At 67.7% G+C, this 16374-nt stretch carries 15 protein-coding genes; 12 read left to right on the top strand and 3 right to left on the bottom strand.

The genetic code is table 11. The features are described from left to right. Nucleotides 1–100 precede the first annotated feature (100 nt). Nucleotides 101–445 (top strand): DUF4148 domain-containing protein, encoded by a 345-nt coding sequence (locus ACT2FV_RS07125; protein ID WP_044845294.1) that lies wholly within the window; start codon nt 101–103, stop codon nt 443–445. Between the two features lie 114 nt (nt 446–559). Here ACT2FV_RS07125 and ACT2FV_RS07120 read toward each other — a convergent pair whose 3' ends face one another. Continuing rightward, nucleotides 560–880: a hypothetical protein gene (locus tag ACT2FV_RS07120; protein WP_006760526.1), complete on the bottom strand. Its 321-nt coding sequence runs from the start codon at nt 878–880 to the stop codon at nt 560–562. A gap of 425 nt (nt 881–1305) precedes the next feature. On the opposite strand from ACT2FV_RS07120, the gene ACT2FV_RS07115 reads away from it, so the two are divergent. Then, nucleotides 1306–2040, top strand: a complete 735-nt coding sequence (locus tag ACT2FV_RS07115) for a peptidoglycan DD-metalloendopeptidase family protein (protein ID WP_174919761.1) — start codon at nt 1306–1308, stop codon at nt 2038–2040. A gap of 48 nt (nt 2041–2088) precedes the next feature. Here ACT2FV_RS07115 and ACT2FV_RS07110 read toward each other — a convergent pair whose 3' ends face one another. Further along, nucleotides 2089–2727 (bottom strand): Pr6Pr family membrane protein, encoded by a 639-nt coding sequence (locus ACT2FV_RS07110; protein WP_124621186.1) that lies wholly within the window; start codon nt 2725–2727, stop codon nt 2089–2091. 231 nt (nt 2728–2958) lie between these two features. On the opposite strand from ACT2FV_RS07110, the gene ACT2FV_RS07105 reads away from it, so the two are divergent. The 5 genes from ACT2FV_RS07105 to ACT2FV_RS07085 all read left to right on the top strand — a co-directional run bounded on the left by ACT2FV_RS07105 (nt 2959) and on the right by ACT2FV_RS07085 (nt 8594). Further along, on the top strand, nt 2959–3495 hold the full coding sequence (locus ACT2FV_RS07105) for a cytochrome b (RefSeq protein ID WP_226114864.1): 537 nt from the start codon (nt 2959–2961) through the stop codon (nt 3493–3495). A 156-nt stretch (nt 3496–3651) separates the two neighbouring features. Further along, entirely contained in the window at nt 3652–4020 is a 369-nt protein-coding gene (locus tag ACT2FV_RS07100; protein WP_059601761.1) for a DUF2946 domain-containing protein, read from the top strand. Between the two features lie 83 nt (nt 4021–4103). Then, on the top strand, nt 4104–6230 hold the full coding sequence (locus tag ACT2FV_RS07095) for a TonB-dependent copper receptor (protein WP_444503529.1): 2127 nt from the start codon (nt 4104–4106) through the stop codon (nt 6228–6230). 231 nt (nt 6231–6461) lie between these two features. After that, nucleotides 6462–7556: a triacylglycerol lipase gene (locus ACT2FV_RS07090; protein WP_124904735.1), complete on the top strand. Its 1095-nt coding sequence runs from the start codon at nt 6462–6464 to the stop codon at nt 7554–7556. Between the two features lie 3 nt (nt 7557–7559). Next, entirely contained in the window at nt 7560–8594 is a 1035-nt protein-coding gene (locus tag ACT2FV_RS07085) for a lipase secretion chaperone (RefSeq protein WP_174919766.1), read from the top strand. 9 nt (nt 8595–8603) lie between these two features. On the opposite strand, the gene pdxR is transcribed toward ACT2FV_RS07085, so the two are convergent. After that, nucleotides 8604–10124 (bottom strand): MocR-like pyridoxine biosynthesis transcription factor PdxR, encoded by a 1521-nt coding sequence (gene pdxR / locus ACT2FV_RS07080; protein WP_444503528.1) that lies wholly within the window; start codon nt 10122–10124, stop codon nt 8604–8606. A 107-nt stretch (nt 10125–10231) separates the two neighbouring features. On the opposite strand from pdxR, the gene ACT2FV_RS07075 reads away from it, so the two are divergent. The 5 genes from ACT2FV_RS07075 (at nt 10232) to ACT2FV_RS07055 (ending at nt 16360) form a co-directional block, all read left to right on the top strand. After that, nucleotides 10232–11323: an ABC transporter ATP-binding protein gene (locus tag ACT2FV_RS07075; protein WP_059601771.1), complete on the top strand. Its 1092-nt coding sequence runs from the start codon at nt 10232–10234 to the stop codon at nt 11321–11323. A 78-nt stretch (nt 11324–11401) separates the two neighbouring features. After that, the gene (locus ACT2FV_RS07070) at nt 11402–12448 is read left to right on the top strand and encodes an ABC transporter substrate-binding protein (protein WP_151050422.1); all 1047 of its coding nucleotides are present in this window, start codon (nt 11402–11404) and stop codon (nt 12446–12448) included. Nucleotides 12449–12550: 102 nt separating this feature from the next. Further along, the gene (locus ACT2FV_RS07065) at nt 12551–13807 is read left to right on the top strand and encodes an ABC transporter permease (RefSeq protein ID WP_444503906.1); all 1257 of its coding nucleotides are present in this window, start codon (nt 12551–12553) and stop codon (nt 13805–13807) included. A 46-nt stretch (nt 13808–13853) separates the two neighbouring features. Next, nucleotides 13854–14690, top strand: a complete 837-nt coding sequence (locus ACT2FV_RS07060; RefSeq protein WP_059525632.1) for an ABC transporter permease — start codon at nt 13854–13856, stop codon at nt 14688–14690. A 242-nt stretch (nt 14691–14932) separates the two neighbouring features. Continuing rightward, a complete protein-coding gene (locus ACT2FV_RS07055) occupies nt 14933–16360 on the top strand; it encodes an MFS transporter (RefSeq protein ID WP_444503527.1) in 1428 nt (475 codons plus the stop codon). Nucleotides 16361–16374 lie beyond the last annotated feature (14 nt).

Here is a 16374-nt window from a genome sequence, read left to right as displayed (position 1 = left end):
GTTTTTTCATGGTTTTCCCTAGGTGATCTCGGGACTAAACTTTGTTCAATCGCTGCAGACATGGTGTGTGCGGCGGAGCAAAAAAATCCCGGAGGTAATCATGAAATCGCTGATCGCAACGTTCGCTGCTGCTGCTGTCCTCGCCGTTCCTGCCGTCTCGTTCGCCCAACAGAACGCCCCCGTCACCCGTGCGCAGGTGAAGGCCGAACTGGCCCAACTGCAACAGGCCGGCTACAAGCTGGGCAGCGACCGTACCGACTACCCGGCAAGCATCCAGGCAGCTGAAGCCCGTGTGAACCCGCAACAGAACGTGGCCGCTGCCGATACGAGCGGCTACGGTGCGCAACCGGCCGCTCAGCAGGAATCGGGCGCTCCGGCGGCCGCCAAGACCGGCTGGCAGGTCAAGCGCGTGTCGGATGGCGCACCGGTCTACAAGGGTCGTTGATCGTCATCGATCGCCGGCCGCATGTGCGGCCCGATGCGACCCCACGCAGTACCCGCAGCCCGTCGTTCCGCATCACGGAACGACGGGCTGTTTTCATTGGCGGCACCCGTCGTGTCAATGCAGCGGCCGTGGTCCGCGGCCGATGTCCCGGAACAGCGCGTCGGCCGGCTCCAGCGCCTGCAGCCAGGCCTCGTCGTAGCCGCTCAGCGTGTCGAGCGCGTCGCGCAGCCGCTCGATCGCGAGCACCGGCAGCTCGACGCTGTGCCGGGTGGCGCCGCTCAGGTGCGCGACGCTCGCCAGTTGGACGAGTGCGTCCGCTGCTTCGGCGACGTCCGTCGCGAACAACAGGTGCCGGTTGAGCAATTCGACGAGGCCGCTGGAACCGGCGAAATCCTCGGCGTTGAGCTGCACGGACAGAAACGTCGCATTGTTCATGGTTTTCTCCTCGTTATCGCTGGATCGTGCGGTGCACCTCCGAGTATAGGAGGCGGCCGGCGGCGGGGCGGCAGTCATCGGTGCGACACGGCTGGCGGCCGTGGAACCGTGGCCTGAAGCCTCCGGACGCCGCGCGCGATGGGGCTCGCGGCCCGCCGACACGCGTCGGCGATACCGCAAGATTGTTGCCGGATCGGGCGCCTGCCGCGGTCCTGTCCACGACAGATGGTATCTTTGACGGCCGGGGCGATACGAAAATGGCGCGAAAAAGGGGCCGATGAGCCCGTTCGCGCCGACGTCCCGCCGTGGAAACTGACGGCCGCGAGAGCGGTCGGATACTGGTTGGTCCGGCCGCCTGGCCGGACATCGTGCGTCGCACGCCGGAGGGCGGTGGGCGGCGCAACGACGCAAATCCGGGAGGACCCTTGAGAAAAACGATTCCGATCCACGATGCGCTGGCGCGCTGGTTGCCGCAGGCGGCGCTCGTCGCCGCGGCCGCCGTGCTGACGGGCTGTACGATGACGCCGTGGACCGACAGCTGGCAGCCGGTACGACCGTCGACGCCGGCGTCGGTCGCCACGCCGGGCGTGATTGCCGGCTATTACCGCGTGAATCCGGGCGACACGCTCGCCGGCGTCGCCGCCGCCTACGGGCAGCGCGTTCAGGACGTGGCCAGCTGGAACCACATGTCGCCGAATGATGCCCTGTCGCCCGGCCAGGTGCTGCGCGTCGCGCCGCCGCCTGCCTCGACCTCGCTCGGGCAGGCGCCCGCCGCGGCCGCGCAACCGGGCTCGCTGGCCTGGCCGGCCACGGGCATGGTCGCCGCGCCATTCCTGGCCGGCAAGACGCGCGGCATCGTGATCGCCGCGACCGGGCCCGACCGTTCGGTGCGGGCCGCGGCAAACGGGCGCGTGGTCTATGCCGGGTCTGGCGTCAAGGCATACGGCCCGCTCGTGATCCTGAAGCACGATAACGGGCTCATCACGGCCTACGGGCACAACGGCAAGCTGCTCGTCAACGAAGGCGATGCAGTGCGTACGGGCCAGCCGGTCGCCGAGATGGGCACCGACGCGAGCGGTCGCGCGACGTTCGACTTCGAAGTCCGGCAGAACGGCAAGGTCGTCGATCCGATGAACTTCCTGCCGCGCAACGGCGGCTGACGCGCCGCGTCACGACGTGTGCGCCGCGCGGCGCACACGTTCCCGTCTTCACCCTTCCTTGAGCTCCGCGGTGCCGGACTGCCGCGCACGATTGCCGAGCCAGCGAATGCCCAGCGCGAGTCCCGCCGCGCCGAGCGCGATCAGCGAACACTGGATCGCGACCGGCAGGTACCCGTGCGGCCGCGGATCGACGAACGGATAGGGATACCAGTTCTCCAGCGCGCCGCGCACGAGCGTATAGCCGAGATAGACGACCGGAAAACCGAGCCACGCGAACGCGCTGCGCCACGCGATCGGCGAGCGCGGTTCCACGTACAGCCAGTCGCACAGCACCACGAGCGGCACGATCCGGTGCAGGACCCAGTTGTTGAGGGCCGGCGTGACGTGGCGCAACGCATCGAGCCGGGCGAGCAGCAGCTCGTAGACGATCGCGGTGATCAGCATGTAGAGTACGGCGGCGCCGCGCATCGATTCGTAGCGCGCCGAGCCGGGACGCGTGACACGCGACAGCCCCACGACCAGCATGGCCGAGGCATAGAGGCTGCTCAGTTGCGTGAAGTAGCTGAGGTAGTTGCCGAGATGGACGGCAGGCATGCCCCAGTAGCCTGCGACGCTGTGCAGCGTGGTCGACACCGCGAGCAACGCGGCGATCAGCCGGTAGGCCGCAACGAAGAACGCTTTGCTCATGATGCCCGCGCAACGTCGCACCAAAGCTTCATCGTGCCACAGCCGCAGGCCCGCGCGATTCGGACTTTCCATATGCGGGCCAGTGGACGGGCCGCGCGGATTCCTCGGATATTTGATCCGGTCGCACAACGATGGTCGCGCGTGAGGCTACAATCGGGGCAACCGCCGGGGTGCCGTCAGCCGCGGCGTGTGTCTGCCCCGCATACCACACGAGAAATTTCGAGACACAGCATGAAAAACATCCTCGCGAAACAGACGCGCTACAGCTCACCCGCGATCTTCTTCCACTGGGCCATCTTCCTGCTGGTGGCGCTGGCCTATCTGGCCATCGAGATTCGCGGACCGAAAGGCAGTGACAGTCGCGTGTTCTGGATGAACGTGCACCTGCTGGCCGGTACCTTCGTGCTCGTGCTGTCGGTGCTGCGCGTGCTATGGCGGATGATCAGCCGCGTGCCGGACGCCATTCCGCAGACGACGCTGCTCAAGTGGATGTCGAAGCTCGCGCATTTCGCGCTGTACGTATTCATCATCGCGCAGCCGCTGCTCGGCATCATGCTGGTCAACATGGGCGGCAAGCCCGTGTCGCTCGACTGGATCGGCGTGTCGTTCACGCTGTTCGGCCCGGACAAGGCGCTGCGGCCGACGATCAAGGAAGCGCACGAACTGATCGGTAACGCGTTCTACTTCGTGATCGGCCTGCATGCGCTGGCCGCGCTTTACCACCACTTCATCCGGCGCGACGACGTGCTGCGACGCATGGCACCGTGATTGCCGCGCGCTGAAGCCGCGCAGCCGCCGGGGGCGCATGGTTGTATCGGCAACCATGCGCCCCCGGTCCGTTTACCGCAATGCGCGACTGGCCATCGCGGCGAACATTCTGTAACATCTCGGCTGCTTTTACATTCCGCTTACGCATCGCCGCGCATGCTGCACCGACATCGTCACCTGACCGCCTGGCTCGGCGTGTTCGCGATCTGGCTCGCGATCGCGGCACCGCTGGTGTCGCAGTGGCGCATCGCGCAGGCAGCCACCCCCGACGCAATCGTCTGCAGTGCAGAACATGGCGCACACCGCGCGCCCGATGCGGGCCGCGCGCAGGACCATGCACTGCATCTCGATGCGTGCGGCTATTGCGGCTTCTTCGCGCACAGTCCCGCGATCGGCGGCGCGGCCGCCGTATCGTTCGCCTTCGTCCCCCCTCATGCCGTTTCCGCCACCGCACCGCATGCGGTCGCGGCACGCGCCGACCGCTATCCGCGCGCGTACCCACGCGCACCGCCCGAGCGCGCCTGACGCGCTGTCTTCCGTTCCATTCATCGCCGATATCCGTGCGGTCTGTCGAGGTCGCGTGGAGGGCGTCACTCGGGCTTTCGATCATGACCATTCTTTCCTTGCGCGCGCCGAGGGCGGCGCGCCATTCCCGTGCGCGGCGCGTGCCGCGCATGCTGAAACTCACTGTTCCCGCGCTGGCCGTCGGCGCGATGACCGCGGCCGCGGCCGAATCCGCGCAGGCCGCCGGTGCGCCGACGAACGACGCGGCCGCGCTGCTGCCGCCCGTCGAGGTCGTTGCGTCGCCGCTGACGACGCCGCTCGTCGTCGTCACGGATCCGAAGACGCCGCGCCAGCCGTTGCCGGCGAGCGACGGCGCGGACTACCTGAAGACGATTCCCGGCTTTACGTCGATCCGCAGCGGCGGGACGAACGGCGACCCCGTGCTGCGCGGGATGTTCGGGTCGCGGCTGAACATTCTCGCGAACGGGATGCCGACGCTCGGCGCGTGCCCGAACCGGATGGATGCGCCAACCTCGTATATCGCGCCGGAAAGCTATGACAAGGTCACCGTCGTGAAGGGCCCGCAAACCGTGCTGTACGGCCCCGGCGCATCGGCCGGCACCGTGCTGTTCGAACGCGTGACGCCGCGTTTCGACCGCCCCGGCATGCGCTTCGACGGCAGCCTGGTCGGCGGATCGTTCGGCCGCAACGACCAGAACGTCGACGTGACGGCCGGCACGCCGGATGTCTACGGCCGCGTGACCGCGAACCATGCACATGCGCAGGACTACGAGGATGGCAACGGCAACACCGTGCCGTCGCAATGGGACAAGTGGAACGCGGACGCGGCGCTGGGCTGGACACCCGACGATCACACGCGCGTCGAGCTGACGGCGGGCACCGGTGACGGTTATGCGCGCTACGCGGGGCGCGGCATGGATGGCGCGCATTTTCGTCGCGAGACGTTCGGCCTCTCGTTCGACAAGCGGCATCTCGGCGACGTGCTCGACCGGATCGAAGCGCGCGTGTACTACAACGAAGCCGACCACGTGATGGACAACTACACGCTGCGGCAGCCCGACCCGACCAGCAGCATGCCGATGCGAATGGCATCCGAGGTTCGGCGCCGCACGCTCGGTGCGCGGGCGGCCGCGACGTTCCGTTTCGGCGACGACTTCAAGCTCGTGACCGGCGTCGATGCGCAGTCGAACCGGCTCGATGCCCGCTCGGCGATGGGGCGACAGAACTACGGCGACCAGCCGTGGGATGCGCAGGCGACGATGTGGAACGCGGGCGCGTTCGGCGAACTGACGTGGTATGCGAGCGATGCATCGCGCGTGATCGGCGGCGCGCGGGTCGACTACGCGAGCGCGCGCGACAAGCGTACGACGACGAGCGGGATGATGGCGAGCAAGCCGAACCCGACCTTCGACGACGATCGCGCGCGCGTGCTGCCGAGCGGTTTCGTGCGGTACGAGCGCGATCTCGCGGCGCTGCCGGTCACGTGGTACGCGGGGATCGGTCACGCGGAACGCTATCCGGACTACTGGGAGCTGTTCTCCGCGAAACGCGGGCCGGCCGGTTCGATCAACGCGTTCTCGGCGGTGCAGCCGGAGAAGACCACGCAGCTCGACATCGGCGCGCAGTACAAGAGCGACCGGTTCGATGCGTGGGTGTCGGCCTACGCGGGATATGTGCAGGACTACATCCTGTTCAATTACGCCGCAGGGATGATGGGGCCGACCACGCAGGCGACCAACGTCAACGCGCAGATCATGGGCGGCGAAGCCGGCGTGTCGTGGCGGCCGGTCGCACCGCTGCGCGTCGAGACGTCGCTCGCGTATGCGTGGGGGCGCAACGCGACGAGCGGCGATCCGCTGCCGCAGATGCCGCCGCTCGAGGCGCGCTTCGGGCTCGAATATACCCGCGGCGCATGGTCGGCCGGCGGTCTGTGGCGAGTCGTTGCGCCGCAGCATCGCTATGCCCTGAACGAAGGCAATGTGGTGGGCAAGGACTTCGGTCCGAGCGCCGGCTTCGGCGTGCTGTCGCTGCATGCGCAGTACAACGTCAGCAAGAAGGTGCAGATCTCGGTCGGCATCGACAACGTGCTGGACAAGGCCTACACCGAGCACCTGAACCTCGCCGGCAACGCGGGCTTCGGCTATCCGGCGAACGCGCCGGTGATGGAGCCGGGGCGCACGGCATGGTTGCGTGTGAGCGCGAAGCTGTAACGCGCGGCGCTCGTGTGCGATGCAGCATGCGCACGCGCAAACGCAGCCCCGCCCGAATGGGCGGGGCGCGTCAACCGATTAGAGAACCGTATCTAGTCAGGGCGCAAACGTTCGCGACTCGTGATTCACTCCCGCATTCGACGCACACGTTGCCCGCGACCGTTCGCGACCTGCCGTGCGCGTCGATCCGATCTCATTCGCACCGGCAACACAATAATCAGGAGAACATGCATGGCCAGATCGATGCGTTCCAGGGTGGTGGCAGGGGCAGTGGCTTGCGCGATGAGCGTCGCGCCGTTCGCGGGGACGACCGCGCTGATGACGCTCGCGACGACGCACGCGGCGATGGCGGCAACCGCGCCGGCGGACGACTATGCGACGACGCGTTATCCGATCATCCTCGTGCACGGGCTCACCGGCACCGACAAGTACGCGGGCGTGCTCGAGTACTGGTACGGCATCCAGGAGGACCTGCAGCAGCATGGCGCGACCGTCTACGTCGCGAACCTGTCGGGATTCCAGAGCGACGACGGGCCGAACGGGCGCGGTGAACAACTGCTCGCTTACGTCAAGACGGTGCTCGCCGCGACCGGTGCGACCAAGGTGAACCTGGTCGGTCACAGCCAGGGCGGCCTCACGTCGCGCTATGTCGCGGCCGTCGCACCCGATCTCGTCGCGTCGGTGACGACGATCGGCACGCCGCATCGCGGCTCGGAGTTCGCAGACTTCGTGCAGAGCGTACTCGCCTACGATCCGACCGGATTGTCGTCGTCGGTGATCGCAGCGTTCGTCAATGTGTTCGGGATCCTGACGAGCAGCAGCAACAACACCAACCAGGACGCGCTCGCCGCACTGAAGACGCTGACGACTTCCCAGGCCGCCACGTACAACCAGAATTACCCGAGCGCGGGCCTCGGCGCGCCGGGCAGCTGCCAGACGGGTGCGCCGACGGAAACCGTCGGAGGCAATACGCACCTGCTGTATTCGTGGGCAGGCACGGCGATCCAGCCGACCATCTCCGCGTTCGGCGTGACGGGCGCGACGGATACCAGCACGATTCCGCTGATCGACCCGGCGAACGCGCTGGACCTGTCGACGCTTGCGTTGTTCGGCACGGGCACGGTGATGATCAATCGCGCCTCGGGCCAGAACGACGGGCTCGTGTCGAAGTGCAGTGCGCTGTACGGGAAGGTGCTGAGCACGAGCTACAAGTGGAACCATCTCGATGAGATCAACCAGTTGCTCGGCGTGCGCGGCGCGAATGCGGAAGATCCGGTCGCGGTGATCCGCACGCATGCGAATCGGCTGAAGCTCGCGGGCGTGTGATCGATGACGGCACGTGAAGGACGCGCGCCGCTCGCGCGACGCGTTGCGGTCTACGGCGCGGTGGGGCTGGCGGCGATCGCCGGCGTCGCGATCTGGAGCGGCACGGCATCGCAGCGCGGCGCCGACGCGGCGCATGTACCGGCCGGCGCGGCAGTGCTCGGCGGCACGAGCGCCGCACCGCCGCAGGCCGCATTGCCCGCGAGCGCGGGACTGCCGCCGCCGCTTGACGGTTCCAGTGCGCCGAGGCTGCCGCTCGATGCCGGCGGCCGTCTCGCGAAGTCGCGCGCGGTGCGCGATTTCTTCGACTACTGCCTCACCGCGCGGAGCGACCTGAACGCGGCCGCGCTCGATGCACTCGTCGTGCGCGAGATTGCCGCACAGCTCGACGGCGCGGCCGCGCAACCCGAGGCGCTCGACGTCTGGCATCGATATCGTGCGTATCTCGACGCGCTGGCGAAGCTGCCGGAGGCGGGCGCGGTCGACAAGTCCGATCTCGGTGCGTTGCAGCTCGCGCTCGATCAGCGCGCGTCGATCGCGTCGCGCACGCTCGGCGATTGGAGCCAGCCGTTCTTCGGCGCGGAGCAGTGGCGGCAGCGCTACGATCTCGCGCGGCTGAAGATTGCGCAGGACCGCACGCTGACGGATGCGCAGAAGGCGGAGCGGCTCGCGGCGCTCGCGCAGCAGATGCCCGCCGACGAACGCGCGGCGCGGCAGAAGGCCGACCGGCAGCAGGCCGCGATCGACCAGATCGCGCAGTTGCAGAAGAGCGGGGCGACGCCCGATGCGATGCGCGCGCAACTGACGCAGACACTCGGCCCCGAAGCCGCCGCGCGCGTCGCGCAGATGCAGCAGGACGACGCATCGTGGCAGAGCCGCTACGCCGATTATGCGGCGCAGCGTGCGCAGATCGGCGCCGCCGGATTGTCGCCACAGGATCGCGACGCGCAGATCGCCGCACTGCGGCGGCGCATGTTCACGAAGCCCGGCGAAGCGATGCGCGCGGCGTCGCTCGACCGCGGCACGGCTGCCGCGCAGTGACGCACGCGGTCATGCCGCGCGCGTGAAGTGCCGCGGCAGATGCTGTTCGATGGCAGCCGCGAGCGTGTCGAACGCGGGGCCGATGCCTTCGTGCGCGACGCACGCATAGCCGAGCAGCAGCCCGCGCCGCGCGGTGTCCAGGCTGCTGTAGTAGCTGGTCAGCGGGCGCACGATCACACCCGCGTCGAATGCGCTTTGCGTGACCGCGCGATCGTCGCACGTGTCGGGCAGGCCGAGCACCAGATGCAGGCCGGCCTCGTCGCCCATCACGGGCAGCGCATCGCCGAAGCGCGCATGGATCGCATCGATCAGCAATTGCCGGCGCTCGCCGTACAGCGTGCGCATCCGCCTGACGTGTGAAGTCAGGTGCCCGTCCATGATGAATTCGGCGAGCACGGCCTGCTGCATCAGCTGGCCCTCGCGATACAGTTCCGACAACCCGGTGCGGAACGTGTCGACCAGATGCTCCGGCACGACCATGTAACCCATCCGCAGGCCCGGGAACAGCATCTTGCCCAGGCTGCCGACGTAGATCACGCGGCCGCCGTCGTCGAGCCCCTGCAGCGACGCGAGCGGGCGGCTGCCGTAGCGGAATTCGCTGTCGTAGTCGTCCTCGATGATCCAGCAGCGATGCTGGCGCGCGTACTCGAGCAGCATCCGGCGCCGTGCGAGGCTCATCACCATCCCGAGCGGATACTGGTGCGACGGCGTGACAAGCACGAGCCGCGGCGGATGCTGCATGTCGCTCGCGCTCGGATCGATGCCTTCCTGGTCGACCGGCACCGGCGTGAGCGCGAGGCCGGTCGCCTGCAGCACGCTGCGCACGCCCCAGTAGCACGGCTCCTCGACCCACGCACGATCGCCGATGTCGGATAGCAGCCGCACCGCGAGGTCGATCGACTGGTGGATGCCGGTCGTGATGATCACCTGGTCCGGCGAGCATTTGACCGAGCGCGCGACGCGCAGGTAGTCGGCGAGCGCACGGCGCAGCGGCCGGTAGCCGCCGCCCGGCGAATAGGTCAGCAATTCGGGATTCGCTTCTTTCCACAGGCGCGCCTGCAGGCGGCTCCATGTCCGGCTCGGGAATTCCGACACATCCGGCACGCCCGGCATGAACGCGCCCCACTGGCGCCGCGACACGCCCGCATGCTCGATCAACTGCCGGCCCCGCATCGACAGGCTGCCTTGCGCGTCCTGCTGCGCCGCCTCACCGGCGTCGGACGGCGGCGCGGCGCCCGGCACGCGGATCGCGGCCGCGTCCGGGCGCGTGTCGGCCACGTAGGTGCCGCTCCCGGTCGTCGTCAGCACATAGCCTTCGGCCGTCAGCTGGTCGTACACGTGCAGTACGGTATTGCGCGCGATCGACAGGTCTGCCGCAAGGGTGCGCGAACTGGGCAGCTTTGTCCCTGGCCCTAATTCTCCGGTAAGAATCGCTTGCTGCATCAGTTGCAGCAACTGCCGGTACATCGGCTCGGACGAGCTGCGGTCGAGACGGGCGGAGAGCCAGTCGGCCAGGATCACGGTATCCAAAGTGGTCCTACTAGGAATATTGAAATGGTTCCCTATTGTAGAACCGTACGCACCGTATAGTGGGCCCATCTCAAAAACGTTTGTCGCGCAGCAAGGGGACAGCCACGATGAAGTCCGATGATGTGATCGTCAGCTTTCGCGGCGTGCGGAAGACCTACGACGGGGAGACGCTGGTCGTCAAATCGCTCGACCTCGATATCCACCGAGGGGAATTCCTGACGCTGCTCGGGCCGTCCGGCTCGGGCAAGACCACCTGCCTCATGATGCTGGCGGGCTTCGAGTTTCCGACGGGCGGCGAGATCCGCCTCGACGGCGAACTGCTGAACACCGTGCCGCCGCACAAGCGCAACATCGGCATGGTGTTCCAGAACTACGCGCTGTTTCCGCACCTGACGGTCGAGCAGAACGTCGCGTATCCGCTCTCGGTGCGCAAGCTGCCGGCGGCCGAGCGCGCGGAGCGCGTCGCGCATGCGCTGAAGATGGTGCAGATGGAGCGTTTCGCGAAACGCTATCCGGCGCAGTTGTCGGGCGGCCAGCAGCAGCGCATCGCGCTCGCGCGGGCGCTCGTGTTCGAGCCGAAGCTCGTGCTGATGGACGAGCCGCTCGGCGCGCTCGACAAGCAGTTGCGCGAACACATGCAGTACGAACTGAAGGCGCTGCACGAGAAGCTCGGCGTGACCTTCGTCTACGTGACGCACGACCAGGGCGAGGCGCTGACGATGTCCGATCGCGTCGCCGTGTTCGACAAGGGCATCGTGCAGCAGCTCGATACCGTCGATCGCCTGTACGAATCGCCGTGCAATGAATTCGTCGCGAACTTCATCGGTGACAGCAACCGGCTGCGCGGCACCATCGCGCGCGTCGACGGCGAATTCTGCGAATTCCGGCTCGACGACGGCACGCAGCTCGTCGGTCGCCGCATCGGCGACGCAGCTGAAGGCGCGCCGGCCGTCGCGTGCATCCGCCCCGAACGCATGAGCCTCGCGAACGGGCACGCGAACGGCACCGCCAACCGCGTGACCGGCGAAGCGCGCAGCCTCATCTATTTCGGCGATCACGTGCGCATGCGCTGCGCGCTGCCCGGCCAGGATGAATGCTTCGTGAAGGTGCCGCTCGGCACGGGCGCGCTCGATGCGTTCTCGCCCGGCGCGCCGGTATCGCTCGCATTCGCGCCCGAGCATCTGCGCATATTCGCCTGACGCAGGGTTTTCCCGCTTTATCGCAGCACGTCGTCAACAACAACTGCCCACTTCCACCACGAGAGGAGAGGAACCATCATGAACGGAGCAAGCTCTACCGCGCGTCGCACCGCGCTCGCACTGGCGCTCGCCGTCGTCGGCGCATCGGCCACCGCGGCCGAACTCACGGTCGTCAACTTCGGCGGCGCGAACGGCGACGCGCAGAAGGCCGCATTCAACCAGCCGTTCGAAAAGGCGACCGGCAACAAGGTCACGGCCGTCGAGTACAACGGCGAGCAGGCGAAAGTGAAGGCGATGGTCGAGGCGAAGCACGTCAACTGGGACGTGGTCGAAGTCGAATCGGGCGACCTGAACCGCGGCTGCGACGAAGGGTTGTACGAGAAGCTCGACTGGTCGAAGATCGCGAAGAAGTCCGATCTGATTCCCGAATCGCCGCAGGTGTGCGGCGTCGGCTTCTTCGTGTGGTCGACCGCGCTGTCGTACAACGCGGACAAGCTGAAGACCGCGCCGACCGGCTGGGCCGATTTCTGGAACGTGAAGAAATTCCCCGGCAAGCGCGGCATGCGCAAGGGCGCGCGCTACAACCTCGAGTTTGCGCTGATGGCCGACGGCGTCGCGCCGAAGGACGTGTACAAGGTGCTCGGCACGAAGGCCGGCCAGGACCGCGCGTTCAAGAAGCTCGACGAGTTGAAGCCGTACATCCAGTGGTGGGAAGCGGGCGCGCAGCCGCCGCAGTTCCTGGTGGCCGGCGACGTCGTGATGTCGACCGCGTACAACGGCCGTATTGACGCCGCGCAGAAGGAAGGCAAGAACCTGAAGGTCGTGTGGAACGGCAGCATCTACGACCTCGACTACTGGGCGATTCCGAAGGGCTCGCCGAACAAGGCGTTGGCCGAGCAGTACATCGCGTACACGCTGACGCCGAAGCCGCAGCAGGCATATGCGCAGCACATCGCGTACGGCCCCGCGAACGTCGCGGCGATCAAGTCGCTCGACGCGAAGACGCTCGCGAACCTGCCGAACTCGCCGGCCAACGGCAAGAACGCGGTGCTGGAGGACATCGGCTTCTGGACCGACCACAGCGACGAGCTCGAGCAGCGCTTCGCCGCGTGGGCGACGAAGTAACCGCTACTCAGGTGTCCTGATGCAACCTGCCGCGCGGCGCATCGATTGCGCCGTGCGGCATTCCGCCGGATCGAGCCCGGCCGGAGAGAACCGTTGAACACGATGACGATCGCTCCTTCCTCGCCGTCGTCAGCCGCGCTCAAGCGCGAGCTGAAGGCCGCCGAGGCCCGCAAGCGCACGATGGCGTTGCTGCTGATCGCGCCGCTCGCGATCTTCCTGCTGCTCATTTTCGTCGTGCCGATCGGCACGCTGCTCACGCGCGCGGTGCAGAACCCCGAGATCGCGACCGCGCTGCCGAACACGATCGCCGCGCTGTCGGGATGGGACCGCAAGGCGCCGCCGGCCGACGCCGCGTACGTCGCGCTCGCGGCCGACATGACAAAGGTTGCCGACAGCGAGGCGATGGGCGCACTCGCGAGGCGCCTGAACACCGAGATTCCCGGCTACCGCTCGCTCGTCGCGAAGACGGCGCGCGCGATGCCGCTGAAAGGCGACAACGACGCGGCACTGACGCCCGCGCAAACGCGCGCGAAACTGATCGACCTCGATTCGCGCTGGGGCGACGTTGCGTACTGGCAGTCGATCGCAAAGAACGGTAGCCAGCTGTCGCCGTTCTACCTGCTCGCCGCGCTCGACCACAAGCAGGACGGCTTCGGCCAGATCGTGCAGGCCGATCCCGATCAGTCGATCTATCTCTCGATCTTCGGCCGCACGTTCGTGATCGGCGTCGCGGTCACGCTGTTCGCGCTGTTGCTCGGCTATCCGCTCGCGTACTGGATCTCGACGCTGTCGGAGCGCCGCGCGAACCTCGTGATGATCCTCGTGCTGATTCCGTTCTGGACCTCGGTGCTCGTGCGCGTCGCCGCGTGGATCGTGCTGCTGCAGAGCGAAGGGCTCATCAACACGGCACTGATCGGCAGCGGGCTGATCTCGCATCCGCTGACGCTGCTGTTCAATCGCGTCGGCGTGTACATCTCGATGACGCACATCCTGCTGCCGTTCATGATCCTGCCGCTCTACAGTGTGATGAAGTCGATCCCGCCGACATACCAGCGCGCGGCCGTGTCGCTCGGCAGCCATCCGTTCGCCGCCTTCTGGCGCGTGTACGTGCCGCAGACCTATCCGGGCGTCGGCGCCGGCGCGCTGCTCGTGTTCATCCTGGCGATCGGCTACTACATCACACCCGCGCTGCTCGGCGGGCCGAGCGACCAGATGGTCAGCTACTATGTCGCGTACTTCACGAACGTGACGATCAACTGGGGCATGGCGTGCGCGCTCGGCGGGCTGCTGCTCGCGGCGACGCTGGTGCTGTATGCGGTGTACGGGCGCTTCACGCGCACCAACGTGAGCCTCGGCTGAGCGGTCGAGCAGCAACACGCAACGAAACGGGAAGGGGATACCGACCATGAAACTCGCCAGGCCGCTGTTCGCGCCGCACATGTCGTTCGTCGAGCGCGCGTGGTATGTCGCGCTACGTGTGCTCGTCGTGCTGACGCTGCTGTACCTGATCCTGCCGGTGCTTGCCATCGTGCCGCTGTCGTTTTCGTCGAGCACGTTCCTCGTCTATCCGATTCCGGGCTTCTCGATGCGCTGGTACGAGAATCTGATCGCGTCGGACGAGTGGCGGATGGCCGCGAAGAACAGTTTCATCGTCGCGCCGTCGGCGACCGTCGTCGCGACCGTGCTCGGCACGCTCGCCGCGATCGGCCTCACGAAGGCGGACTTCCGCGGCAAGGGGCTCCTGATGGCCGTGCTGCTGTCGCCGATGATCGTACCCGTGGTCGTGGTCGGCGTCGGCATGTACCTGTTCTTCGCGCCGCTCGGCCTCGCGAATACCTACACGGGGCTGATCGCCGCGCACGCGGCGCTCGGCGTGCCGTTCGTCGTGACGACGGTGGCCGCGACGCTGCAGGGCTTCAACCAGAACCTGGTGCGCGCGAGCTTGTCGCTCGGCGCGAATCCCGTCACGACGTTCTTCCGCGTGACGCTGCCGGTGATCGCGCCGGGCGTGATGTCGGGTGCGCTGTTCGCGTTCGCGACGTCGTTTGACGAAGTCGTCGTCACGCTGTTCCTCGCGGGCGCGGACCAGACGACGCTGCCGCGCCAGATGTTCACCGGCATTCGCGAGAACATCAGCCCGACGATCGCCGCGCTCGCAACGATCCTGATCATCTTCTCGACGAGCCTGCTGCTCGCGCTCGAATGGCTGCGCGGCCGCAACGCGCGACGCGCGGTGTCTTGACGGCCGGAACCGCAGCGGCCGCCGTATCGTCGATCGTTGCGGTCTCAACGATGCCGCGCACTCGACGCGGCGCACGGAAGCTTTCGTTTCGCTGACTGGCGACGCGGTTGCCTGCACGCTCGATGAGGCTCTGCAACAATACGGCTCGCGACATCGCGCGTTCCGTTCTTGCAGCAGGGGGCGCCCGGTGCCGCGCCGCTCAATCCGCGACGCCGCGCGTCGCTCGTCAGCCGAGCCTCATCTTGTCCGAATTCGTATCCCCTGCCGGCGCCCGGGAGCCGGCCGTCAACTGGCGCGCGATGTCCGCCGTGCTGCTGGCCGTCGCGCTCGCGACGCTCGACACGGCAATCGCGAACACCGCGCTGCCCGCGATCGCCACCGACCTGCACGCGTCGCCGGCCGCATCGGTTTGGATCATCAACGCCTACCAGCTCGCGATGGTCGCGACGCTGCTGCCGTTCGCGTCGCTCGGCGACATCGTCGGTCACAAGCGCGTGTATGTCGCGGGCCTCGCGGTGTTCACGCTCGCCTCGCTCGGCTGCTCGCTCGCGGCGACGCTGCCGCAGCTGACAGCGGCGCGGATCGTGCAGGGCTTCGGCGCGAGCGCGATCATGAGCGTGAACGTCGCGCTGATCCGCAACCTGTTTCCCGCGCACCGGCTCGGGCGCGGCGTCGGCTTCAACGCACTGGTCGTCGGCGTGTCGTTCGCCGTGGGGCCGACGATCGCGTCGCTGATCCTGTCGGTGGCGGCCTGGCCGTGGCTGTTCGCGGTGAACGTTCCGCTCGGCGTGCTTGCGCTTGCCGTGGCGATTCCGTCGCTGCCGCAGACGGCGCGCGGCAAGCATGCATTCGATCCGCTCGCCGCGCTGTTCAACGTGATCACGTTCGCATCACTGATCTTCGCGCTCGGCGAATTCGCGCAGCGCGGGCCGCTGTCCGTCGTGTTCGCGGCTGCCGCGGTCGCGCTCGCGTTCGGGTCGCTGCTGATCCGCCGCCAGGCCGGGCACCCGGCACCGATGCTGCCGGTGGACCTGTTCCGCCGGCCGGTGTTCACGCTGTCCGCGCTGACGGCCGTGTGCGCGTTCGCCGCGCAGGGGCTCGCGTTCGTATCGCTGCCGTTCTACTTCGAAACCGTGCTGCATCGCGATGCGGTGGAGACCGGCTTCCTGATGACGCCCTGGTCGGCGATCGTCGCGCTCGCCGCACCGATCGCGGGCCGGCTGTCCGATCGTTATCCTCCCGGATTGCTCGGCGCGATCGGGCTCGCACTGCTGAGCGCGGGAATGGTGTCGCTCGCCGCGCTGCCGGCGGCGCCGAACGTCGTCGACATCGGCTGGCGGATGATGCTGTGCGGCGCGGGCTTCGGCTTCTTCCAGTCGCCGAACCTGAAGGCGTTGATGTCGAGCGCGCCGCCCGAGCGCAGCGGCGGCGCGAGCGGCATCATCGCGACCGCGCGGCTGATCGGGCAGGCGACCGGCGCGGCGCTCGTCGCGCTGTCGTTCGGGATCGCCGGGCGTCACGGGCCGACGCTCGCGCTGATGCTCGGTGCGGGCTTTGCCGGCGCCGCGAGCGTCGCGAGTGGGCTGCGGCTCTTCGCGCCGTCGCATCGGGCCGGCGCGCCGGTCGCATCGGTCGCGGCGACGCCGGCGAAGGAGCGGGCGACGGAGTAGCGCTCCGCGCGCGC

The organism is Burkholderia sp. PR2 (genome assembly GCF_052372875.1).
Classification (GTDB): domain Bacteria; phylum Pseudomonadota; class Gammaproteobacteria; order Burkholderiales; family Burkholderiaceae; genus Burkholderia; species Burkholderia diffusa.
This window is presented reverse-complemented; position numbering and strand designations above follow the sequence as displayed.